The organism is Pseudomonas sp. Root562 (assembly GCF_001427125.1).
Classification (GTDB): domain Bacteria; phylum Pseudomonadota; class Gammaproteobacteria; order Pseudomonadales; family Pseudomonadaceae; genus Aquipseudomonas.
Genome location: NZ_LMGK01000022.1, coordinates 291,785 through 315,845 on the forward strand (window position 1 = coordinate 291,785; position 24,061 = coordinate 315,845).

The following is a 24,061-nucleotide window of genomic DNA, read 5'->3' on the forward strand; positions in this document are numbered from 1 at the left end:
TTCAGTGCAGGAGCATAGCGATGAGTACCGACGATAAACGCATCCGCGAGTTTGCCTATCAGATCTGGGAGTCAGAAGGAAAGCCTGAAGGCCAGGAAGCCCGGCACTGGGAAATGGCTCGCAAGTTGGCCGAGGCCGAAGCCCTTGCGCCGAAAAAGCCGGCAAAGGCGCCGGCGAGCAAATCCACCGTCAGCAAGACGGCCAATGGCAAGGCTGGCGAGGTCAAGGTGACGGCGCCCAAGGCCAAAACCAAACCGGCTGCGGCGTCGTCCGTCATTCCTCCCGGGGAAAAAGCCGCCGAGAAAAAGCCTCGCGCAGCACGAAAACCGCCTGCGGTCTGACGTTTCCGCTGTTGCCCTGAATGAACATGTGGCGAGCCTGCTCGTCACAACGGGCTCACTCGCCCGCAAAAAACACGCCGATTTCCCTCCATTGCAGGAGCATTTATGACCCGACCAAAAAAAGACACGCCAGCACCCCGTGCCGAGCCCTCGCGCATCCGTGAGGGTCTGCCCTTTCCGCTGGGTGCGACCTGGGATGGTCTGGGGGTCAACTTTGCCTTGTTTTCCGCCAACGCCACCAAGGTCGAACTGTGCATTTTCGATGATGCCGGGGAAGTGGAACTGGAACGCATCGAACTGCCGGAATACACCGATGAGATCTACCACGGTTACTTGCCCGACGCCCATCCAGGGCTGATCTATGGCTATCGTGTCTACGGTCCTTACGACCCAGCGAACGGGCATCGCTTCAATCACAACAAGTTGCTGATCGACCCTTACGCCAAACAACTGGTAGGCAAACTCAAGTGGTCCGAAGCACTGTTCGGCTACACCATTGGCCACCCCGACGCCGACCTCAGTTTCGATGAGCGCGACAGCGCGCCCTTCGTACCCAAATGCAAAGTCATCGACCCGGCACACACCTGGGGTCACGACCACCGCGTCAGCGTGCCTTGGGACAAGACGATCATTTACGAGACACATGTGCGCGGCATCAGCATGCGCCACCCTGGCGTTGCGGAAAACCTGCGCGGCACCTTCGCCGGCTTGATGGTCGACGACGTGCTGGAACACATTCGCAAACTCGGCGTATCGACCGTGGAGCTGTTGCCGATCCACGCCTTCGTCAACGACCAGCACCTGCTGCACAAGGGCATGACCAATTACTGGGGCTACAACAGCATCGCCTTCTTCGCCCCCGACCCGCGCTACCTGGCCAGCGGCAAGATCGCCGAGTTCAAGGAAATGGTCGCGCACCTGCACGAAGCCAACCTGGAAGTGATCCTCGACGTGGTCTACAACCACACCGCCGAGGGCAACGAACAAGGCCCGACCCTGTCCATGCGTGGTATCGACAACGCCTCTTATTACCGCTTGATGCCCGACGACAAACGCTTCTATATCAACGACTCCGGCACCGGCAATACCCTCGACCTGAGCCACCCATGCGTGCTGCAAATGGTCACCGACTCGTTGCGGTATTGGGCCACGGAAATGCACGTCGACGGCTTCCGTTTTGACCTGGCGACCATTCTCGGGCGTTACCACGACGGTTTCGACGAACGTCACAGTTTCCTCGTGGCCTGCCGCCAGGACCCGGTGTTGCGCCAGGTGAAAATGATTGCCGAGCCTTGGGACTGCGGCCCCGGTGGTTATCAGGTCGGCAATTTCCCGCCCGGTTGGGTTGAGTGGAATGACAAGTTTCGCGACACCGTGCGAGCGTTCTGGAAAGGCGACGACGGCCAGTTGGCCGACTTTGCCAGTCGCATGACCGCTTCCGGCGAGATGTTCAATCAGCGCGGTCGACGGCCGTATTCATCGGTGAACTTCATCACCGCCCACGACGGCTTCACCCTCAATGACCTGGTGTCCTACAACGACAAGCACAACGAAGCCAACGATGAAAACAACCAGGACGGCAGCAACAACAACCTGTCCTGGAACCACGGCGTCGAAGGCCCGACCGACGACCCGCAAATCAACGAACTGCGCCATCGGCAGATGCGTAACTTTTTCGCCACGCTCCTGCTCGCCCAAGGCACGCCGATGCTGGTGGCCGGCGACGAGTTCGCTCGCACCCAGGACGGCAACAACAACGCCTACTGCCAGGACAGCGAAATCGGCTGGGTCAATTGGGACCTCAGCGAAGACGGCAAGGCGCTGCTCAAGTTCGTCAAACGCCTGATCAAATTGCGCCTGGCTTACCCGATCCTGCGTCGCGGGCGCTTTCTGGTGGGCAATTACAACGAGGACATCGGTGTCAAGGACGTGACCTGGCTGGCGGCGGACGGCAGCGAAATGACCACCGAACATTGGCACGATGCGCACAATCGCTGCCTGGGCATGCTGCTCGATGGTCGTGCACAGGAAACCGGCATTCGCCGTAAAGGGGCCGACGCGACACTGCTGCTGGTGGTCAATGCCCATCACGACATCGTCAACTTCCTGTTGCCGGAAGTGCCTGACGGCGGCTTCTGGACCTGCATGATCGACACCAATCAGCCATCGATACGCGGCCAGGAGCGATTCGAGTTCGGCCACGAGTATTCGGTCACTGGCCGCTCGCTGCTGCTGTTCGAGTTACAACATGAACAAGAGGAGTAAACAATTTGCAACGTACCGGTCAGCTAAAAAAATGCCGCTGAAGGGCCTCGGACGCGACGAATAACGTTACATGAGCAATACTCGGTGCGCGGCATTTCAGGGTTCGTAATGCCGCGATCGTTATCAATCCGCCCTCACGGGTCTGCCGTGCTTGCCTGTCGCCAGCATCGCGCACGACTGAAGGCGACATGAAACAAGGACGTAATCCCATGAAACCTGTTTCCATCAACGAAAGCAGCCTGCCAGCACAGATCTGGAACAGCGCCCTGCAACTGGACAACGTTCCGGTCATCAGCACCCAATCCCTGGTCCCGCCCGGCGCCCGCGTGGTGGTAATTGCCCCACATCCCGGCGACGAAGTGGTGACCTGCGGCGGTCTATTGCAACTGCTCAGCAATATGGGCCATCCCTTGCAATTGATCTCGGTTACCGACGGCAGTGCCAGTCACCCGGGGTCGCAGCAGTGGTCGGAAAAACGCCTGAGTGTGTTCCGCGCCCAGGAAAGTGTCGAAGCCCTGCGCCGGCTCGGCTTGCCGATGCACAGCCTGAAATGGATTCGCGGCGGCTTCACCGACAACGCCCTGGCCGAGCACGAACTGGAGTTGACCCGTTTCATCGCCCGTTACCTGCGCCCCGGCGACGTGGTGTTCAGCACCTGGGCCGCGGACGGCAACAGCGACCATGACGCCGTGGGCCGAGCCAGCGCCCAGGCGTCGGCGATCGCCGGCGCGACGTTCAACGAAGTACCCGTCTGGGCGTGGCACTGGCCAGCGCGGGATCGCGAACTGATCCCGTGGCATCGCGCTCGCAAACTGCGTCTGGACACCTGGACGGTTGCGCGTAAAAGCCACGCCACCCACGCTTACGCCAGCCAACTGGACGGCGAGCCCGCCATCGGCATCGCTCCGCCCTTGCCCCGCGTGCTGCTGGAGCGAATGCGCTTGCCCTATGAAATCGTCTTTGTCTGAACGGATCATCCCGTGGCAAGACTTTACGGGTATCGATCCTGCAATCGCTCAAACTGAACTGCCCGGCGGTGCATCAGTCGCATACATATGCCACACGGATTCAGAGGAGTGATCGTGACCACCCATTCCAAGTCGCAGACGGCCGAATCGGTGCCGTTGACCAGTCCCCCGGCCATTCATCGCTTGCGTGTATTGACGGTCAACACGCACAAAGGCTTCACCGCCCTCAACCGCCGCTTCATCCTGCCGGAACTGCGAGAGGCGGTACGCAGTACTTCGGCGGACCTGGTGTTTCTCCAGGAAGTCGTCGGCGAGCATGACGGCCATTCCACCCGTTACCACAATTGGCCACAGACCTCGCAATACGAGTTTCTCGCGGACAGCATGTGGAGCGATTTCGCCTACGGTCGCAACGCGGTCTACCCCGATGGCCACCACGGCAACGCCCTGTTGTCGAAGTACCCGATTCGCGAATACCGCAACCTCGACGTTTCCATCACCGGTCCGGAACGTCGCGGCTTGCTGCACTGCGTGCTCGATGTGCCCGGCCACGCTGAAGTCCACGCGATCTGCGTGCATCTGAGTCTTCTGGAAAGCCATCGTCAGTTGCAGTTGCAGTTGCTTTGCCAATTGCTTGAATCGTTGCCAGACAAGGCTCCGGTGATCATCGCTGGCGATTTCAACGACTGGCAATTGCAAGGCAACGCCGCCCTCGCCCGCCGCGACTATCTGCACGAAGCCTTCGAGCGGCACCACGGCCGCCCGGCCAAGACCTACCCGGCACGTTTCCCTCTGCTGCGGCTGGACCGTATCTATCTGCGCAATGCCAGCAGCCACGACCCGAAAATTCTCGGCAGCAAGCCCTGGACGCATCTGTCAGACCATTTACCGCTGGCGGTGGAAGTCCACTTGTGACCCGCTGATGTGTTCCTCGAGGGTTGAATCATTCGTCCGACCTGTCATTTGTGACAGTAGCCGTGCGCTCAGGCGGCTGTTACGGTCGTGTCGTCCGGATTCATTCGATGCGAGGGATTTGCATGACATTGGCTGCCGATCTGCCCAAATACCGTTACAGCGCCTGTGCCTTTTCCATCTGGCTGCTCCTCGGATGGCCCCATCCCGCCCAGGCAGCTTGTGTCCTTACTCCAACCGCCGGTGACGATACTCATTTGTGCGACAGTGGCATTGGCGGCCCACTGAGCGATCTGGCCGGCAATAACACGTTGAACCTTCCCGCCAACGGCAGCGCAACGATCAATGGCAACGTTACATTCGGGGCCGGTAGCGACACCGTCAACATGGATTCCGGTCGGATTGTCGGCAGCGTCGATCAGGGCGATGGCGCAGATTTCTTCAACATCAGCGCCGGACAAGTAACCGGAGCCGTCAATCAAGGGAGCGGCATCGACAATTTCACCATGACCGGTGGCACGATCCAGTCACTGGCCCAAGGTGACAACCGCGACTTTTTCCTGATGACCGGCGGCACGATCACGGGTGCCTTCGAGGACGGTGATACCGCGAAGATGACCAGTGGAACCATCGGCCGGGTCGACATGAAGCTCGACAACAATCTGTTCGACATGTCTGGGGGGCAAATCATCGGTAACCTGGTCACCGGGTTCGGCACCGACACCATCATCGTCTCGGGCGGCCGGATTGGCGGCAACATCAGCGTCAGCGGCGGCAACGACAGCATTACCGTGACGGGCGGCGAAATCGTCGGCGACATCCGCACCAGCACCGGCGATGACACGTTTGTCTGGGACGGTGGTGGCATTATCCGTTCGCAGATTCTGATGGAGGCTGGCAACGACCGCGCAACCCTGCGCAATCTGTTGGAGAGCTCCCTGTCCCTGACCCCGGGCCTCAACGGTGGCACCGACAACGACGTGCTGACCTTTAACCGCACCACCACTGCGGGCGCCGCGCGTTACGCAAATTGGGAAACGATCAACCTGAGCAACGGCTCGCAGTTCGACGTCGACGGCAACCTGATGCTCGGCGACAGTGCCAGTGGCAGCGGCGTGTTCAACATCGACAGCAGCAGCGTCATGACGTCTGTCCAGGGCAGCATCATGCCCTTCACTGTCGGCCAGCGCGCCACGCTGAACAACGCCGGGATCATTGACCTCAGCAGTGGCAACAGCCGAACCAGCGACACCCTGACCGTGCAGGGCAACTACGCAGGCAATGGCGGCCAGTTGTTTGTGCAAAGCGTACTCGGCGGCGACAACTCGCCCAGCGACAAACTGGTGGTCAATGACGGTGCCTTGACCGGCACGACTGCCATCACTGTCAGCAACCTGGAGGGCGCAGGTGCAGAAACCCTGCAAAACGGCATTCAACTGGTTCAGGCCCAAGGCACCGCTGTCAGCAACAATGATGCCTTCAGCCTGAAGACACCGGTGTCGGCAGGTGCGTTCGATTACGTCCTGTACAAGGGCGGCGTAACGGTTGGCAGCGAAAACAGTTGGTACTTGCGGTCATCGGTGGTGGCAGCGCCACTGGTCGCGGTACCCAACCCCGACCCGACCCTGCCACCGATTCTGGTGCCGTTGATAGCCGCGCCAGTGGCAGCGGCCGGTAGTCCTTCGTTGCCTACTCCCGCACCCGGCGCCGCGCCCATTCCCCTGTATCGTCCGGAAGTGCCTGTATGGTCGGTGCTGCCACCTGCAGCGGCGCAGTTGACCCTGAACGCTCTCGGGACGTTTCACGATCGTCAGGGCGAGCAGCGCCTGCTGACCGAGACCGGCGCCTTCGGTGCGGGCTGGGGTCGGGTCTATGGCAAGAACTTCGAGCAGACCTGGGCCGGCACTGTGACACCGAAACTCGACGGCTCGCTGAACGGTTTCCAGGTTGGCAATGACCTTTTCGGTTCGCAGTTGTCTGGCGGGCAAATCCAACGCAGTGGATTCTTCGTCGGCCACAGCCGCTTGCAGGGTGATGTCGACGGGTTCAACCAGGGCTTTGAAGACAAACGCGCCGGCAAGGTCGAGCTCGAGGGCGACAGCCTGGGTGCTTACTGGACACTGACCGATCCTGGCAATGCGTACCTCGATGCCGTTGCGATGTACACCTGGCTCGATGGAGACAGCCATTCCGATCGCGGCCTCAAGCTCGATAACGATGGACACGCCCTGAGCCTGTCCGTAGAGGCCGGTTATCCATTCCCGATAGCGAACGACTGGATCATCGAACCCCAGGCACAGCTCATCCATCAACGCATCGAACTCGACAGTCAGAACGACGGTGTCTCCGATGTGGAGTTCGATACCGACCCCTCCTGGACCGGCCGGCTCGGCGCACGTCTCAAGGGGCACTACGACGTCAGCGGCCTACCGCTGGAACCCTATCTGCGGGCGAATCTGTGGCACACTTTTTCAGGCACCGACACGGTCACTTTTGCCAATACCACTGATATCGATACCGAGCAGCAAGTTTCATGGGCTGATCTTGGCGTCGGCGCGACTCTGTCGCTCGCACCCGGCGTCAGCGTGTACGGCAATATTGATTACAGCAGCAATGTAGACAGCAATCAGCAGCGAGGCATGGCTGGCAACCTGGGCTTCAGAGTGAGTTGGTAGGATCGAGCAAAGGCTCTATAGGGTGACTTTCTTGACGATTTTGCAATTAAACAAGTACTTAGAGACGCGGCATAAATCAGTCACTTATAAGACCTGAAATACCCATACCACTTATCGGCCATTTTCTTGACGCAGTGGCGGCGGTCCACTTGACTTCACGTTACTACCCCCGGAAACACAATCAGGGGCAAGCCCCCAGGACACCCGCGCATACGGGCGGCCCCCGGCTTGCCCCACTCATTCGGTCGCCCCTCGTTCGGGGTAGGAGAGACGCCAAGGCAAGTACGGCACGCGATTGCAAGGTAGCCCGCCATGAGAACTTCATTCACCCAACAAGAGATCAAAATCACTTTTTGCACTGTCTCGAGTTCACTCCTGCTGTGCTCCTCCATGGAAGTACAGGCCCAACCGGCCGAGGAAGAGGCGACGCCGTGGTATCGCCAGGACATTCCCGCGCTTGCCTTGCCTGCTCTCACTACCACTTACCCCGGCCGATTCAGCCCCCATCCCGACATACGAAGTAGCCACGTCACCACCGAAGACGCAACGCCCTATGCCTGGGATCAGATTTACGGGCAGACCTCGCGCCAGTCGCAAACCGATGCCCTCGCCCAAGGCTTTACCTACGTCGGCTCAGGCGAACTCAAAAGCCCGGCGATCCTCACATTGCAGAGCAACAGCGGCCATACCCAACGGGTCGGCCTGATCGGCGGCACCAGTCAGATCCAGGGCAACAGCAATGGCTTGTTGACCAACCGCGGCATGTCCGACCCGCACAGCGACACTCTCAATCTGCAAGGGCAAAGCCTGGGCGCTTACTACAGCCTGACCGGCCCACAAGGCTGGCACGTCGATCTGTCGGCCAGTGGCGGGCGGGTCAACGGTTTCAGCCGCAACGAACAAGGTGCGCGCCAGGCCACCGAAGGCAGCGCGGTGACGCTGTCGGTCGAAGGCGGGTTCCCGATTGGCATCAGCGAAAACTGGGTGGTCGAACCCCAGGCGCAGTTGATCAATCAGCGAATCACCCTGGACACGCCCTATGCCGGTTCGGGCAATGCGTCCTCCAGCGATCTGACGTCGTGGAGCGGACGGGTCGGTGCGAAATTGAAAGGTAGCTACGACATCAACGGCCTGCCGGTCGAACCTTATGTGCGAACCAACGTGTGGCACACGGTCTACACCGGCAATACCGTGACCCTTGATGAGGTCGACAAGATCAGCAGCAGTCGCAAATCGTCGACGGTCGAGTTGGGCCTGGGCTTGGTGGCACGGGTGACACCGGCGGTGAGCCTGTATGTCAGCGCCGACTACAGCAGTGATGTCGACGACAATGATTTGAACGGGATCATTGGCAGCCTGGGTGTGCGGATGCGGTGGTGAGGATCAGACCTCAAGAAATGCGTGGTTCAATCTGACGCCATCGCGGGCAAGCCCGCTCCCACAAGGATCACCACTGAACCTGTGGGAGCGGGCTTGCCCGCGATTGGAACGACGCAATTTCGGATCAGCCCTGCGGACTCAACATCAACACCGCCAACGGCGGCAAATTCAACACCAGCGACAGATTCTGCCCATGGCTCGAGATTTCCTCGGTGGACGTCCCACCGTTGTTGCCGTAGTTGGAACCGGCATAGGTTGCCGAATCACTGTTGAACAACTCGGTCCAGCGCCCGGCAAATGGTACGCCGATGCGATAAGCCTCGCGCGGTACCGGGGTGAAGTTGGCGACCACCAACACCGGCCGCCCCTCTTTGCTCCAGCGCAGCCACGCGTACACGCTGTTGATCGCATCGTCGCCGATCAACCATTGGAAGCCTTGCGGCACATCGTCCTGCTCATGCAGCGCCGGAATATCGCGGTACAGACGGTTAAGGTCACCGACCAGTTTCTGCACGCCTTTGTGTTCGGAATACTGCAGCAGGTACCAGTCCAGTTGCTGGTCGTGGTTCCACTCGCGCCACTGGCCGAACTCGCAGCCCATGAACAGCAGTTTCTTGCCCGGATGCGCCCACATGAAACTCAGGTAGGCTCGCAGGTTGGCGAACTTCTGCCAACGGTCGCCGGGCATCTTGTCGATCAGCGAATGCTTGCCATGCACCACTTCGTCATGGGAAATCGGCAGGATGAAGCGTTCTGACCAGGCATACACCAGGCCGAAGCTCAGTTCGTTATGGTGATGGGCGCGATACACCGGATCTTGCTGGATGTAATGCAGCGAATCGTGCATCCAGCCCATGTTCCATTTGTAGGCGAAGCCCAGTCCGCCCTGTTGCGTGCTCTGGCTGACACCCGGCCACGCCGTGGACTCTTCGGCAATCACCAATGCTCCGGGAGCTTCCAGCGCTACGACGTCGTTGAGGTGGCGCAGAAAGTCGATTGCCTCGAGGTTCTCCCGACCGCCATGGCGATTGGGCACCCACTCGCCCGCCTTGCGCGAGTAATCGCGATAGAGCATCGACGCCACCGCATCCACCCGCAGGCCATCGACATGAAAATGCTTGAGCCAGTGCAGTGCTGAAGCGAGCATGTAGCCGTGCACTTCGGTGCGCCCGAGGTTGTAGATCAGCGTGTCCCAATCCTGGTGAAAGCCTTCCTGGGGGTTGCCGTACTCGTACAGCGCAGTGCCGTCGAATTGCGCCAGGCCATGGGTATCGGTCGGAAAATGCGCCGGCACCCAATCGAGAATCACGCCAATTTCCGCCTGGTGGCAGGCATTGACGAACGCTGCGAACTCGTCGCCCGTACCGTAACGGGCACTGGTGGCGAATTGCGACAGCAACTGATATCCCCAAGACCCGCCGAACGGGTGCTCCATGATCGGCATCAGTTCGATGTGGGTGAAACCCAGTTCCTTGACATAGGGAATCAGCCGCTCAGCCAGTTCGGGCCAAGTGTACTGGCGGGCCACTTCACCCAGATCATCCAGTTCGCATTGCCAGGACCCGGCGTGCAGTTCGTAAATCGACAACGGCTCGCTCGGACGCTGGCGCTCGGCACGGGACAGCATCCAGTCCTGATCCTGCCAGTCGATGTGCAAGGGAGGAGCGACTTTCGAGGCGGTATCTGGCGGCAGGCTGGTGGCCAGCGCCATCGGGTCGGCCTTTAACGGCAGAATGCCGTCTTTGCCAAGAATTTCATATTTGTACGCCTCGCCCGCTTGCAGGCGCGGAATGAACAATTCCCAGACACCACTGGGATGGCGCAGGCGCATCGGATGGCGGCGCCCGTCCCAGACGTTGAAGTCCCCAACAACCGACACCCGTCGGGCATTCGGCGCCCACACTGCGAAACGCACGCCGTCGACGCCGTCGACAGTTTTCAGCTGCGCGCCGAGGCAACTGCTCAGGTCGCGGTGATTGCCTTCGGCGAACAGGTACAAATCCATTTCGCCAAGCAGTGGACCAAAGCTGTATGGATCTTCGGCGGTTTGCTCGCCACCGGCCCAACGAGTGCGCAACAGATAGGGTTGCGCACGCTCGAAATGCCCAACGAACAGACCGGGGGTCTGGGTAACTTCAAGTTGACCGAGCTCTTCACCGGTTTCTCTGGCGACCACGTGTACGCTCAAGGCATCCGGGAGGTAGGCCCGGATGAACTGCCCACCGACGCCATCGCCGTGGGGGCCAAGAATGGCAAAAGGATCATGATGCTCGGCACGTACCAACGCGTCGATATCCCGCGCCCTGGGTAGCAGTGCTTCTTTGTGATGTTGACCCTGTTCCTTGTTCGAGAAACTCATGACTACTCTCCACCAAGATCGGAAAAGGGTTTAAGCCCACTCAATAATCCATATAAACCGTGCAACGGCACGGGCAACCAACCGGGGCGATTTTCCGCCTCGTAAGCGACTTCATACGCCGCCTTCTCCAGGCCGAACAACGCCAATGCAGCGTCCTCGCCTTCTGGATCTTGCCATGCATGATCAAGCGTAGCTGCCGCCAGCCGATAAGCGTCGACAAATGCCTGCCTGGCTTCGGTCAAATAGCGAGTCGCTACGCGCTCGCGCGCGACCTGGGCCTGCGCCGTGTTGTCGACGTTGTGCACGTTGATGGTCATGGCCGCTGCGTAATCGAAAGAACGCAGTACCCCGCTGACATCCTTGTACGGGCTGTGCTTGCCCCTTCGTTCATGCAGCGGTCGTGCCGGTTCACCTTCGAAGTCGATCAGGTAGGCATCGCTCTTGATCACCAGTACTTGCCCCAGGTGCAAGTCACCATGCACGCGGATACGCAGGCCACCGGCGGTCTTTTTGGCCAGCGCCTGCACATGGGCGAGGATGGCTTTTTTGTTGTCCAGTAAACGGCTGACCAAGGTTTTGTCTGCCGGGTTCAGTTCGTTTTGATGCTGCTTGAGCAATTTCAGTGCGTGCTCGATTTGCGCAGCGACGTCCTTGGCCGAAGCCAGCGCCTCTTTTGCCGTGGTGATTTGCGGTTCGAAGTCCGGGTTGTTGCCCGGTGCCGCCAGTACCTGATGCATTTCGCCCAGGCGCTGGCCGAGCATGCCGGCGAAATCCTTCAGCTCGCCGAGGGCGTTGTAATGCTGTTCCTGTTCCGACACAGCGTCCGCCAACTCATCGCGCAGTGCCCGTTCGAGGTTGTTCTGGGTCCATTCCCAGGCATCGCCCTGATTGCTCAAGTAGCCTTGGGCGATCATCAGCAGGTTGTCTTCGCCTGCGGCGTCCCGGCGAACCACCGCGCCCAACAGCGGCGAAATGTTGCTGAAGCCGGCGGCGGTCAGATAAGCGCTCATTTCCAGTTCCGGGTGCACGCCCGACGCCACCTTGCGGATCAGCTTCAATACCAGACTGTTGCCGACCACCACCGAACTGTTGGATTGCTCCGCCGACAGATACCGCACTTCGGATTCCGCCGTCAGGCCCAGCTTGGCCAGTTCGGCGGTCGGTTCGAAGCGGATCTCGCCACCGTCCGAAGGCAACACCATGTTGTTATGCATGCCCTGCAATACGGCGCGGACAAAGCTTTCCAGACTGAACGCATCGGTGATCAAGCCGACTTGAGGCCCTCGGCGCACCCGCGACAGCGCCAGTTGTTGAGGCAACGCCGCGCCTACCTGGTCTTCGGCGATGAAGCCGAACGGCAATTGATAGCGGCTGATCTGGCCGCCGCTGGTGACTTCGATCTCACTCAACAACACCGGATGCTGAGCGTCACCAAACCGCACACCGTAAGCCAGCTCGACCTTGTCGATAGCCGCATCCTTGCCGGCAAACCAGCGACGATTCTGCAACCAGCTCGGCAGGATGCTCTGTTCCAGCGTGCCCCGTGATGGCGCTTCGAGCAGTTCTTCCATGCGTTTTTTCAGCACCAGCGTGGTGAAGTCCGGCAGGCTTTGCGCCGGCTCGACGTGCCAGCTGGGCATCTGGTTTTCGGCGGCAAGTCCGAACCAATAGAAACCGTAGGGCGCCAGGGTCAGGAGAAAATTCAACTGGCCGATCGGCGGAAAGGCATTACCGCCAAGCATTTCCACCGGAACCATGCCGACGTAGGCCGACAGATCAAGCTCCACCGCCTGAGCGCTGCGAGAAACGTTGGCCACGCACAGAATGATTTCGTGCTTGCCGTCAGGCCCGGTGTATTCACGGGTGTAGGCCAATACGCGACGGTTGGTCGGCGAGAGCATTTTCAGCGTGCCACGACCAAACGCCTTGGATTGCTTGCGCACGGTCAGCATGCGTCGGGTCCAGTTCAACAACGAATGCGGGTCGCCGGCCTGGGTTTCGACATTGACCGACAAGTAGCCATATTGCGGGTCCATGATGGGCGGCAAGACCAGGCTGGCCGGATCGGCGCGAGAGAAACCACCGTTGCGGTCAATGGACCATTGCATCGGCGTGCGCACGCCGTCGCGGTCGCCGAGGTAGATGTTGTCGCCCATGCCGATTTCGTCGCCGTAATACAGGGTCGGCGTGCCGGGCATCGACAGCAGCAAACTGTTGAGCAGCTCCACCCGGCGGCGGTCACGTTCCATCAGCGGCGCCAGCCGGCGGCGAATCCCCAGGTTGATCCGCGCCCGACGGTCGGCCGCGTAGTAATTCCAGAGGTAATCGCGCTCTTTGTCGGTGACCATTTCCAGGGTCAGCTCATCGTGGTTGCGCAGGAAAATCGCCCATTGGCAGTTGGCGGGGATTTCCGGGGTCTGGCGCAGGATATCGGTGATCGGGAAACGGTCTTCCTGGGCCAGCGCCATGTACATGCGCGGCATCAGCGGAAAGTGAAACGCCATGTGGCATTCATCGCCGTTCAGGCCTTTCTTGTCGGTGTCGCCGAAATACAGCTGGGTGTCTTCCGGCCATTGATTGGCCTCGGCCAGCAACATGCGGTCGGGGTAATTGGCATCGATTTCGGCGCGGATCTGTTTCAGCACATCGTGGGTTTCAGGAAGGTTTTCGTTGTTGGTGCCGTCACGCTCGATCAGGTACGGGATAGCGTCGAGGCGCAAACCGTCGATACCCATGTCCAGCCAGTAACGCATCACCGACAGCACGGCCTTCATGACCTGCGGGTTGTCGAAATTCAAATCGGGCTGGTGCGAATAGAAGCGGTGCCAGAAGTACTGGCCGGCCACCGGGTCCCAAGTCCAATTGGACTTTTCGGTGTCGAGAAAAATGATGCGCGTGCCGTCGTACTTTTGATCGTCATCTGACCACACGTAGAAGTCCCGCGCCGCCGAGCCTTTCTTGGCCTTGCGGGCGCGCTGGAACCAGGCGTGCTGGTCGGAGGTGTGGTTGATGACCAGTTCGGTTATCACCCGCAGACCGCGCTTGTGTGCCTCGGCAATAAAGCGCTTGGCATCGGCCATGGTGCCGTAATCACTGTGGACACCGCGGTATTCGGCAATGTCATAGCCGTCGTCGCGGCGTGGTGAGGGATAGAACGGCAGCAGCCAGATGGTGTTGACGCCGAGTTCGGCGATGTAGTCGAGTTTGGCGATCAGGCCAGGAAAGTCGCCGATCCCGTCGTTATTGGAGTCGAAATAAGATTTAACGTGCACTTGATAGATCACCGCGTCCTTGTACCAGAGCGGGTCCTTGATGAAGGTGGCTGCCTTGGGTTTCTTCGCCATTTGAAACTCCTGTTGAATACGAGAGAACTCCCTGAAGCAGATCGTTCCCACGCTCTGCGTGGGAATGCCTCAAGGGACGCTCTGCGTCCAGTGACGCGGAGCGTCACGGGCTGCACTCCCACGCGGAGCATGGGAACGATCATTTGCTAGACGGTAATCCGCCAGATCCCGAACGGCTGGTAGGCCGGGTCGATCCGCATGAATTGATATTTGCCATGCCAGGTCCAGCGATGGCCGTTCATCAGGTCCTCGCCCTGGGTACTGGCGTCGTCGGGCAGGCCCATTTCCCACAGCGGCAATTCAAAATTCGCCTCCTGGACGTTATGCGGATCAACGCTGACCGCTACCAGAATGAAATTGCTGCCATCGGCACTGCGCTTGCCGAAATACAAGATGTTGTCGTTCCAGGCGTTGTAGACCTTCAGGCCCAAATGCGTCTGCAATGCCGGGTTCTGCCGGCGGATGCGGTTGAGCTGGGCGATTTCGGCAATGATGTTGCCTGGGGCGGTGAAATCCCGTGGGCGGATTTCGTATTTTTCGGAGTCGAGGTACTCCTCTTTGCCCGGCACCGGTGCCGATTCGCACAGTTCAAAACCGGAATACATGCCCCACAAGCCAGAACCCATGGTCGCCAGCACAGCACGGATGAGAAAACCGGGGCGCCCGGATTCATGCAGGAATGCCGGATTGATGTCCGGTGTGTTAACGAAGAAATTCGGCCGGTAGCATTCGCGCCAGGGCGATTCATTGAGTTCAGTGAAATATGTCGCCAGTTCGGTCTTGGTATTGCGCCAGGTGAAATAGGTATAGCTCTGGGAGTAACCGACCTTGCCCAGTCGGGCCATCATCGCCGGCGTGGTAAACGCTTCGGCAAGGAAGATCACCTCCGGATACAGCGCCCGCACATCGGCGATCAGCCATTGCCAGAACGGCAGCGGTTTGGTGTGCGGATTGTCCACGCGAAAAATCTTTACCCCCTCCTCGACCCAGCCCAGGACGATGTCGCGCAATTCGATCCAGAGGCTGGGAATCGCATCAGCGGCATAGAAATCGACGTTGACGATGTCCTGGTATTTTTTCGGCGGGTTCTCGGCGTATTTGATCGTGCCGTCGGGCCGCCAGTTGAACCAGCCCGGATGCTGCTTGAGCCATGGGTGGTCCTGAGAACACTGAATGGCAAAGTCGAGGGCGATTTCCAGGCCGTGCTCTGCGGCAGCGGCGACCAGTCGCCGGAAATCCTCGCGGGTACCCAATTGCGAATGGATCGCCTCGTGCCCGCCTTCTTCACTGCCAATGGCATAGGGGCTGCCGGGATCGTCAGGTCCGGCGGTCAGGGAATTGTTCGGCCCTTTGCGAAAGCTGCGACCGATCGGATGGATCGGCGGGAAATACAGCACGTCAAAGCCCATGTCCTGAATCATTGGCAGACGTGAGTGCACGTCATTAAAAGTGCCGTGGCGATTAGGATCGTCGGTGATCGAGCGCGGGAACAACTCATACCAACTGGCAAACTGTGCGAGCTCGCGCTCAACGTCTATCGGAAATTCAGCGCTCAGACTCAGGTAGGCACGATGATCGGCCTGAGCCATCAAGTCGGCGCTACGCTGGTGCAGGAACAATGCGACCTGCTCGGTTTCGAGCAGGCCCGACAATTCATGGTGCAACGCGGCGAGTTGTTCGCTCAGTTGCCCTTCACTGCGCTCGGCCGCTTGCTGGACGTGCAGGCGCCCTTCCTGTAACTCCAGGCTGACCGGCACTGCGGCGGCGTGTTTTTTCTCCAGCTCGTAGCGAAAACTGGCGAACTGATCGATCCAGGCTTCGATGCAAAACACATAACGGCCCTGACTCGGCACCCGAAAGCTGCCTTGCCAGCCGTTATTGCCCAGATCGGCCATGACTTCGCTTTGCCAGGTGTCATCACTTTCGGCCCGCCAGCGCACACGCACCGCCAGTTTGTCGTGACCGTCGGCGAACACTTTGCTGGTGACCACCACGTCCTGGCCCACAACGGCCTTGACCGCAAACTGGCCACCTTCGAGCGTCGGCATGGTGTTTTCAATGACAATGCGCGGCAGTAGCAGCGCTTGCGACAATGGCATGTGCGGGTTGTAGCTCAGTTCTGTCGGTTTTTCAGCCGTCATCGAGCATCTCTCCTTTACGCCCCATGGACGCTCAAGTGTCTGGTTGTCATCCCGTCGGGCCATCCGCCCGGCAATCAACTCACTTAGGTTCCGAGCAACCATCGCCGGGAAAAGTTCATCGGCATTTGGCCGGAATCAAATCCCTCAGTCGGTGGTCAACAACTTAAGCACGACTCACGCCATGTGCCACTGGAGGCAGGAACGATGAACAATCCATTCCCGGCTGAAACACCCGATCCGAACATCGACAACCCGGTAATACCGCCGAGCGACCCGCAACCGGTGCCCGAGCAAGACCCACCCGGAACGAACCCTCCTCCAAGGGAAGAACCACCGACGACCATGCCACCTGTCATCGTTACACCGGAATAACGACCAATCGCCGTTTACCTGCAGGAGCGAGCCTGCTCGCGATGATTGTCAACAATGACGCGGGAAGCCTGATGCTCCGCGCAATACTCAGGACCAGCGCGACCAGGCTCGCTCCTTCCGTTAATTCTGTTGATCATTGTGGTCGTTGTTCTTCTCGAAGATTTTCACCACTCGGGGCATCGCGCTCAGAATCCCCAACGCCAGCAAAGTGCTGAGTACCGCCGTTGCTTCCCTCCCCAACCCGGCCGACACCCCAATGGCAGCGGTCATCCACAAACCGGCGGCGGTGGTCAGGCCTTTGACGTGACCTTCATCACCTTCCTCATTTTTCAGGATGGTGCCGGCGCAGAGAAAGCCGATCCCGGCGATCACACCCTGCATGACGCGGCTCATGGCATCGGCTTGCGAGCCGGACATCTGCGGCACCAGCACAAACAGCGCCGCACCGATGGCCACCAGCATGTGGGTACGAACGCCCGCTGCCTTGCCCTTGTGCTCACGTTCAAAACCGAGAATCCCGCCGAGCACCGCCGCCGTCACCAGGCGCACGGTAACGCGTGTCAGCTGTGACGCGTCGCCAATGTCGGCGAACTCCGCCTGCAGGGTCACCCAGACTTCATGCCACCAGGCATTCATGTTGTTTTTCCTTTTGAACGATCCATGGAGCATGGACCATGGCGACCATTAATCGGTTGCACAGAACGATATCCAGTGCAGACGCCCTAAAGTTTCAGTACTCGCAAAAAAACAGGGACATCGCCATGACCGTACGTATCGAAAACGAAACCTGCTTCTTTACCACTGAAAACGGCGAGGAAATTCGCCTGTGCCCCGATGTGACGATCGTCACGGACGGCGAAAAAGCCATGTCGGCGGTGGACATCGACGGTCAGCGCATTTACATCACTGAAGCCGAGGCTGATGCATTGACCGTAGCAGGTGCTGTCGATGGTCGCCGTCACTTGAAAGCCACGGACAGTGATTCGGTGATCTGACCGATCCTGTCGACCACAGCCGCAGGCGTATGACAGGGGCGTTTGCGCCGCGCCTGGACGAGTGCTTCAACTTGTCGCAGGTCATTGCTCGTCCTTCATCTGATCTGCTTTTTATTGCAATACCTGAGTCTGTTATGCAAACAGATCGACGCTCATAGTGCGCCTGCCTGATGGAGGCTGATGAGCGAAAGACCATGAGCGAGAGAATCCCCGTCCGAACCGTTGAAACATTCGAACCTTCACGTGCAAAGATGAAGGTCAAATCCAGCGACAACCTGATTCACACCCGCAGCTTCACCGGCCTTTTCCGCAACTTGCGCATAAGCGGTGCAGGACTGCTGTTCCTGTTGTTTTTCGGTACCGTATGGCTGAACTGGGGTGGACGTCAGGCAGTACTCTGGGATCTTGGCGAAAGCAAATTCCACATCTTCGGCGCCACGTTCTGGCCGCAGGACTTCATTCTGCTGTCGGCACTGCTGATCATCGCTGCGTTCGGTCTGTTCGCCATCACCGTATTCGCCGGCCGCGTTTGGTGCGGCTACACCTGTCCACAGAGTTCCTGGACGTGGATCTTCATGTGGTGCGAAAAAATCACCGAAGGCGAGCGCAATCAGCGCATCAAACTGCAAGCCGCGCCCTGGGGCTTGAACAAACTCATGCGTCGCTCAGCCAAGCACACCTTGTGGCTGGCCATCAGCCTGCTGACTGGCCTGACCTTCGTCGGCTACTTCACGCCGATCCGGCCGCTGGCCGAAGAACTGCTGACCCTGCAGATGAGCGGTGTCAGTTTGTTCTGGGTCGTCTTCTTCACCGGCGCCACCTACATCAATGCCGGTTGGTTGCGTGAAGCGGTGTGCATGCACATGTGCCCGTATGCACGGTTCCAGAGCGTGATGTTCGACAAGGACACCCTGACCATTTCCTATGACGTCGCCCGGGGCGAAAATCGTGGCCCGCGCAAGCGTGAAGTCAAACCGGCCGAGGTCGGCCTGGGCGATTGCATCGATTGCCAGTTGTGCGTGCAGGTCTGCCCCACCGGCATCGATATCCGCGACGGCTTGCAAATGGAGTGCATCGGTTGCGCGGCGTGCATCGATGCCTGTGATTCGATCATGGACAAAATGGGCTACGCGCGCGGCTTGATCAGCTACACCTCCCAACGCCAGTTGCAGGGTGGCAAGACCCACTTGCTACGGCCACGGCTGATTGGCTACACCGCCGTGCTGTTGGTCATGATCGCGACCTTGGTATTTGCCTTGATCGAGCGGCCTATGGTCTCGCTGGATGTCAGCAAGGACCGTGGCCTGTTCCGCGAGAACAGTCAGGGGCAGATCGAAAACATCTACAGCCTGAAAGTGATCAACAAAACCCAGCAGCACCAGGATTACCAATTGACCCTCGTCAACGCTGACGGCTTCCAGTTGCAGGGCACGACCGACTTGAGCCTGGCACCCGGTGAAATTGTCGACGTGCCGGTCTCGGTGGCCATGACTGCCGAGCGGCCGACCAGCAGTTCGCAGAGCATCAGTTTCAAAATTGTCGACGGTGATGAACCGGGAATCTACAGCGTAGCGAAGAGCCGGTTTGTTGCGCCGATGAACCGTTGATCCTTTAAGATGCAGGCCTTTGTGGCGAGGGAGCTTGCTCCCGCTGGGGTGCGAAGCGCCCCCCAAAGAACTGGCGACTGCTGCGCAGCCGAGCGGGAGCATGCTCCCTCGCCACAGTTGATTGATTCGATCTCGGGATACCGATGAAACGCTACGAAAAATTCGCCGATGACATCGCTGAACTGATCCGCACCGGCGTCCTGGGTCCCGGCCAGCGCGTGCCGTCGGTGCGCTATGCGAGCCAGACCTACGGGGTCAGCCCGTCCACGGTGTTCCAGGCTTATTACCTGCTTGAGCGCCGTGGCTTGATTCGCGCCCGCCCGCGCTCCGGCTATTTCGTCAATGCCCACGCACCGCGGCCGTTTTCCGAGCCCGTGATCAGCAGCCAGGTCAACGAATCCACCGAGGTCGACGTCAGCGAACTGGTGTTCTCGGTCCTTGATTCGATCAAAGACCCGAACACCGTGCCATTTGGTTCGGCGTTCCCCAGCCCGACCCTGTTTCCGCTGCAACGCCTGTCGCGCTCGCTGGCCAGCGCCACGCGGGAGATGGACCCGCGCATGGTGGTCACCGACATGTCGCCGGGTAACCCGCAGCTACGCCGGCAGATTGCCCTGCGCTACATGGTTGGCGGACTGATGCTGCCCATGGAGGAACTGCTGATCACCAACGGTGCCCTCGAGGCGCTGAACCTATGCCTGCAAGCGGTGACCCAGCCCGGCGACCTCGTGGCCATCGAAGCCCCGGCGTTCTACGCCTGCCTGCAAATACTGGAACGGTTGAAACTCAAAGCCGTGGAAATCCCGGTGCATCCGCGTGACGGCATCGATCTCGGGGTTTTGGCGCAAACCCTGGATCGTTACCCGATCAAGGCTTGCTGGTGCATGACCAGTTTCCAGAACCCCATGGGCGCGACCATGCCTGAGGCCAAGAAACAACAACTGGTGCAATTGCTGCGCGGTCATCAGGTGCCACTGATAGAAGACGATGTCTATGCCGAGCTGTATTACGGTCAGCAGGCACCGAAACCCGCCAAGGCGTTCGACACCGAAGGCCTGGTGATGCATTGCGGTTCGTTCGCCAAAAGCCTTGCCCCCGGCTACCGCATCGGCTGGGTCGCTGCCGGCCGCTATGCGCAAAAAATCGAACGGCTGAAACTGATGACCTCGCTGTGTGCATCAATGCCAGCCCAGGCCGCCATTGCCGATTACCTGCAACACGGCGGCTACGACCGGCATCTGCGTAAATTGCGCCATGCGCTGGAAGATCAACAAAGCGCCATGCTGGCGGCCATTACACGCTATTTTCCCGCACAGACTCGTGTCAGCCAGCCAGCTGGCGGGTATTTTCTATGGCTGGAACTGCCGGCGCAGATGGATTCGTTGAAGTTGTTCCAGATGGCGTTGGCGCAAGGCATCAGCATTGCGCCGGGGCCGATCTTTTCGCCGGCGCAGCGGTTCAGGAACTGTATTCGATTGAATTATGGGAGCCCGTGGACCGAGGAATCGGAAAAGGCGATGGAGACGTTGGGGCGGATTGTGCGGTCGTTCTGATGGGTTGATGGTGTCTCGACTGACGCCATCGCCAGCAGGCTGGCGCCCACAATAGGGTGCAACACTCAACCCTGTGGGAGCCAGCCTGCTGGCGATGAGGCCAGTGCAATCAACTCAACTCTACGCTTAACGGCCACCGCCCAGATCGACGAACGTCCCCGTCGCATACGATGCCTTGTCCGACAGCAACCAGACAATCGCCTCGGCCACTTCGTCCGGTCGTCCGCCCCGTGCCATCGGGATCGCCGACTCAAGTTTGCTGACCCGGTCCGGATCGCCGCTCAAGGCGTGAAAATCGGTGTAGATGTATCCGGGCCGAACCGCGTTGACGCGAATCCCCTCGCCTGCGACTTCCTTGGACAGGCCGATGGTGAAGGTGTCGAGTGCGCCCTTGGATGCCGCGTAGTCGACGTATTCATTAGGTGCGCCCAGACGGGCGGCGACCGAGGACACATTGACGATGCTGCCGCCTTGCCCGCCGTGTTTGGGCGACATGCGCAGGATGGCGTGCTTGGCGCACAGCATAGGGGCCAGAACGTTGGTCTTGAGGATTTTCAGGATGCGGAATTCGGACATTTCGTCGACCCGGGACTTTTGCCCGACGGTGCCAGCGTTGTTCACCAGCGCCGTAACCCGGCCCAGTTCGGTGTCCACTCGATTGAACAAGGCGATGACTTCGTCTTCGATGCTGACGTCTGCGCGAACCGCAATGGCTTGGGCACCGAGGGCACGAACCTGCTCCAGCACGCTCTGCGCAGCTTGTTCATCGGACTGATAGTTGATGCAGATCCGATAGCCTTGTTCGGCGGCCAACAGGGCGGTGGCGGCACCGATGCCACGACTGCCACCAGTGATGACGATGACTTTAACCATGCAGGCTTTCCCCATTTCAAGCGTAAGCGGTCGAGGGGAAGAATAACTGTCCTTCGCGGTTTTTGCATGAACCTGCTGCCAACCGATGTGCCGAGCGCAGCTAGCGCCCGCTCTACTGCGCAGTATTCGCTGAACTGAGCGTTACCGAGGGCCGCTTCGCGACCCAGCGGGAGCAAGCTCCCTCGCCACAGGTCAGGCGAGTTCCAATTGCTCCGCACGATGGATTTCAACCATGAAACGTTGCGCCGGCAACGGATGACCGAGCAGATAGCCTTGCAGCGAATCACAGCCGAGCTGGGTCAGGAAGTCCTGCTGTACCCCCGTCTCCACGCCTTCGGCGACGATGCGCAAACCCAGCGCCTGACCGAGGGCGACAATCGCGGAAACGATCGCTGCATCGTCACTGTCACGCTCGAGATCACGCACGAATCCCCGGTCGATTTTCAATTCATTGGCCGGCAGGCGCTTGAGGTACATCAAGCTCGAGTAACCGGTACCAAAGTCATCGATGGACAGGTCGACACCCATGTCCGACAGTTCCTGCAACACCGTCATGCTCGCGTCGGCATCGCTCATGGCCGTGGTTTCGGTGATTTCCAGGGTCAGGCTGTTGGCTGGCAAATGGTGCGTGGCCAGCGCCTTGGCGACACTTTGCACCAGTCCGGCATGGCAGAACTGCAACGCGGAAAGGTTTACCGCGATACGCCAATCGGTGTAGCCCAGCACATACCACTCACGCATCTGACGGCAGGCTTCGTTGAGTACCCATTCGCCAATGGGAATGATCAGGCCGGTCTTTTCCGCGAGTTCGATGAACTTGTCCGGCAGCAACATGCCCTGGGTCGGATGCTCCCAACGCAACAACGCTTCGGCACCGACCGGCCGGCCGTTGCTGGCGTCGAACTTGGGTTGGTAATGCAAGCAGAATTGTTGATGCTCCACGGCATTGCGCAGGTCTTGCAACAATTGCAGTTGCTTGCGCGCGTTGCTGTTCATCGAAGCGTCAAAGAAGCTGTAACCGTTTTTACCCGCGCCTTTGGCGTGATACATCGCCGCGTCGGCGTTCATCAGCAATTCATGGGCACTCTGGCCATTACCCGGATACAAGGCGATGCCCACGCTGGCGGAGATCTGCAAATCATGTTCAGCGACGCGAAAAGCCCGGGAAATCAAGCTGACCTGACGTGCCGCCAGCCCCACCGCGTCGTTCGGCTCGGTCAACTGCACCAGCAACACGAACTCATCGCCACCGATTCGCGCCAGCGTGTCCTGGCTGCGCAGGTCTTCGCGCAGGCGCAGGCTGACTTCACGCAACAGCTGGTCGCCCATGTGATGACCGAACGCATCGTTGACCGGTTTGAAGCCGTCCAGATCGATGAACATCAGGGCAAAGCAACCGCCCTCGCCGTTGACCCGCGACATCGCCTGATCGATACGGTCGGCCAGCAAGACCCGGTTCGGCAGACCGGTCAGAGTGTCATGCAAAGCCAATTGTGTGAGTTCACGATTGGCCTCGGTCAGGGATTGGGCCAGGCTTGCGGTGCGGGCTTCCAGGCGGGCATCGAGAATCGAAGTCAGCAAGGCAATGCTCAGCACCGCCAGAGTAGTGATCAGTACGAGATTATCCAGGCCCTCGCCGTTAAGGCCATCGGTGGCCGCGCCACAGAAGCTGCCATCGGCAAACTGTGCAGCCGCCATACCGGTGTAATGCATGCCGACAATGGCAATCCCCATGATCACCGCCGCCCCGCCACGAATCAGCCGCACGTGAGGGGTGTTCCGACGCAAGTGGAAGGCAATCCACAACGCCGCACCGGACGCGGCGACCGCTATGAACAACGACGTACTGAACAGCGTCGGGTCGTAGTCGATTCCCGGCTGCATGCGCATGGCGGCCATGCCGGTGTAGTGCATCGCACTGATTCCCGCCCCCATCACCAGCGCACCGAACCCCAATTGCCACAGCGGCAATTGCGGCTGACTGACCAGCCACAGGGCGAAGCCGCTGGAGAGAATGCCGATCAGCAGCGAGAGCAACGTTATGGCGATGTCGTAGCCCAGATCGATGGGTAAATTGAAGGCCAGCATGCCGATGAAGTGCATCGACCAGATCCCCACGCCCATGGCAAACGCGCCCCCCGCCGTCCACAGGTGCACGGCCCGGCCCTTGGCCGTGGCGATACGGCCGGTCAGGTCGAGGGCGGTGTACGAGGCAAGAATGGCCACGCAAAGCGAAATGATGACCAGTGTGGGGGAGTAGCTACCGATGAGCATGG

The 24,061-nt window shown here is 59.6% G+C and carries 16 protein-coding genes; 10 read left to right on the plus strand and 6 right to left on the minus strand.

What is annotated here, in order from left to right; translation table 11 throughout:
• Positions 1–20: 20 nt before the first annotated feature.
• The 6 genes from ASD60_RS19025 to ASD60_RS19050 all read left to right on the plus strand — a co-directional run bounded on the left by ASD60_RS19025 (position 21) and on the right by ASD60_RS19050 (position 8,541).
• Positions 21–341, plus strand: a complete 321-nt coding sequence (locus ASD60_RS19025) for a DUF2934 domain-containing protein (RefSeq protein ID WP_056855482.1) — start codon at positions 21–23, stop codon at positions 339–341.
• A 105-nt stretch (positions 342–446) separates the two neighbouring features.
• Positions 447–2,606 (plus strand): glycogen debranching protein GlgX, encoded by a 2,160-nt coding sequence (gene glgX, locus ASD60_RS19030; RefSeq protein ID WP_056855483.1) that lies wholly within the window; start codon positions 447–449, stop codon positions 2,604–2,606.
• Positions 2,607–2,815: 209 nt separating this feature from the next.
• Positions 2,816–3,574 (plus strand): PIG-L deacetylase family protein, encoded by a 759-nt coding sequence (locus ASD60_RS19035; protein ID WP_056855484.1) that lies wholly within the window; start codon positions 2,816–2,818, stop codon positions 3,572–3,574.
• Positions 3,575–3,688: 114 nt separating this feature from the next.
• On the plus strand, positions 3,689–4,489 hold the full coding sequence (locus ASD60_RS19040; protein WP_056855599.1) for an endonuclease/exonuclease/phosphatase family protein: 801 nt from the start codon (positions 3,689–3,691) through the stop codon (positions 4,487–4,489).
• 122 nt (positions 4,490–4,611) lie between these two features.
• Positions 4,612–7,161, plus strand: coding sequence for an autotransporter family protein (locus tag ASD60_RS19045; protein ID WP_056855485.1), 2,550 nt, complete (start codon positions 4,612–4,614; stop codon positions 7,159–7,161).
• Positions 7,162–7,473: 312 nt separating this feature from the next.
• A complete protein-coding gene (locus tag ASD60_RS19050) occupies positions 7,474–8,541 on the plus strand; it encodes an autotransporter outer membrane beta-barrel domain-containing protein (RefSeq protein ID WP_056855486.1) in 1,068 nt (355 codons plus the stop codon).
• Between the two features lie 124 nt (positions 8,542–8,665).
• On the opposite strand, the gene glgB is transcribed toward ASD60_RS19050, so the two are convergent.
• The 3 genes from glgB to ASD60_RS19065 form a co-directional block, all read right to left on the minus strand.
• Entirely contained in the window at positions 8,666–10,900 is a 2,235-nt protein-coding gene (glgB, locus tag ASD60_RS19055) for a 1,4-alpha-glucan branching protein GlgB (protein ID WP_056855487.1), read from the minus strand.
• Positions 10,901–10,902: 2 nt separating this feature from the next.
• Positions 10,903–14,244: a maltose alpha-D-glucosyltransferase gene (treS, locus tag ASD60_RS19060; protein WP_056855488.1), complete on the minus strand. Its 3,342-nt coding sequence runs from the start codon at positions 14,242–14,244 to the stop codon at positions 10,903–10,905.
• Between the two features lie 146 nt (positions 14,245–14,390).
• A complete protein-coding gene (locus ASD60_RS19065) occupies positions 14,391–16,385 on the minus strand; it encodes an alpha-1,4-glucan--maltose-1-phosphate maltosyltransferase (RefSeq protein ID WP_056855489.1) in 1,995 nt (664 codons plus the stop codon).
• Between the two features lie 204 nt (positions 16,386–16,589).
• On the opposite strand from ASD60_RS19065, the gene ASD60_RS29195 reads away from it, so the two are divergent.
• Complete coding sequence (locus ASD60_RS29195; RefSeq protein WP_177336591.1) at positions 16,590–16,757, plus strand: hypothetical protein; 168 nt, start codon at positions 16,590–16,592, stop codon at positions 16,755–16,757.
• Between the two features lie 120 nt (positions 16,758–16,877).
• Here the strand turns inward: ASD60_RS29195 and ASD60_RS19070 are convergent, their stop codons facing one another.
• Positions 16,878–17,393 (minus strand): MgtC/SapB family protein, encoded by a 516-nt coding sequence (locus ASD60_RS19070; protein WP_056855490.1) that lies wholly within the window; start codon positions 17,391–17,393, stop codon positions 16,878–16,880.
• 125 nt (positions 17,394–17,518) lie between these two features.
• Between ASD60_RS19070 and ASD60_RS19075 the strand changes: the two genes are divergently transcribed.
• The 3 genes from ASD60_RS19075 to mapR all read left to right on the plus strand — a co-directional run bounded on the left by ASD60_RS19075 (position 17,519) and on the right by mapR (position 20,912).
• The gene (locus tag ASD60_RS19075; RefSeq protein WP_056855491.1) at positions 17,519–17,752 is read left to right on the plus strand and encodes a DUF3203 family protein; all 234 of its coding nucleotides are present in this window, start codon (positions 17,519–17,521) and stop codon (positions 17,750–17,752) included.
• A 194-nt stretch (positions 17,753–17,946) separates the two neighbouring features.
• The gene (ccoG, locus tag ASD60_RS19080) at positions 17,947–19,359 is read left to right on the plus strand and encodes a cytochrome c oxidase accessory protein CcoG (protein ID WP_056855492.1); all 1,413 of its coding nucleotides are present in this window, start codon (positions 17,947–17,949) and stop codon (positions 19,357–19,359) included.
• A 143-nt stretch (positions 19,360–19,502) separates the two neighbouring features.
• Complete coding sequence (gene mapR / locus ASD60_RS19085) at positions 19,503–20,912, plus strand: GntR family transcriptional regulator MpaR (protein WP_056855493.1); 1,410 nt, start codon at positions 19,503–19,505, stop codon at positions 20,910–20,912.
• Positions 20,913–21,038: 126 nt separating this feature from the next.
• Here mapR and ASD60_RS19090 read toward each other — a convergent pair whose 3' ends face one another.
• Together ASD60_RS19090 and ASD60_RS19095 are read right to left on the minus strand one after the other, a co-directional pair.
• Positions 21,039–21,785: an SDR family oxidoreductase gene (locus ASD60_RS19090; RefSeq protein ID WP_056855600.1), complete on the minus strand. Its 747-nt coding sequence runs from the start codon at positions 21,783–21,785 to the stop codon at positions 21,039–21,041.
• Positions 21,786–21,977: 192 nt separating this feature from the next.
• Positions 21,978–24,059: a putative bifunctional diguanylate cyclase/phosphodiesterase gene (locus ASD60_RS19095; RefSeq protein WP_056855494.1), complete on the minus strand. Its 2,082-nt coding sequence runs from the start codon at positions 24,057–24,059 to the stop codon at positions 21,978–21,980.
• Positions 24,060–24,061: the final 2 nt, after the last annotated feature.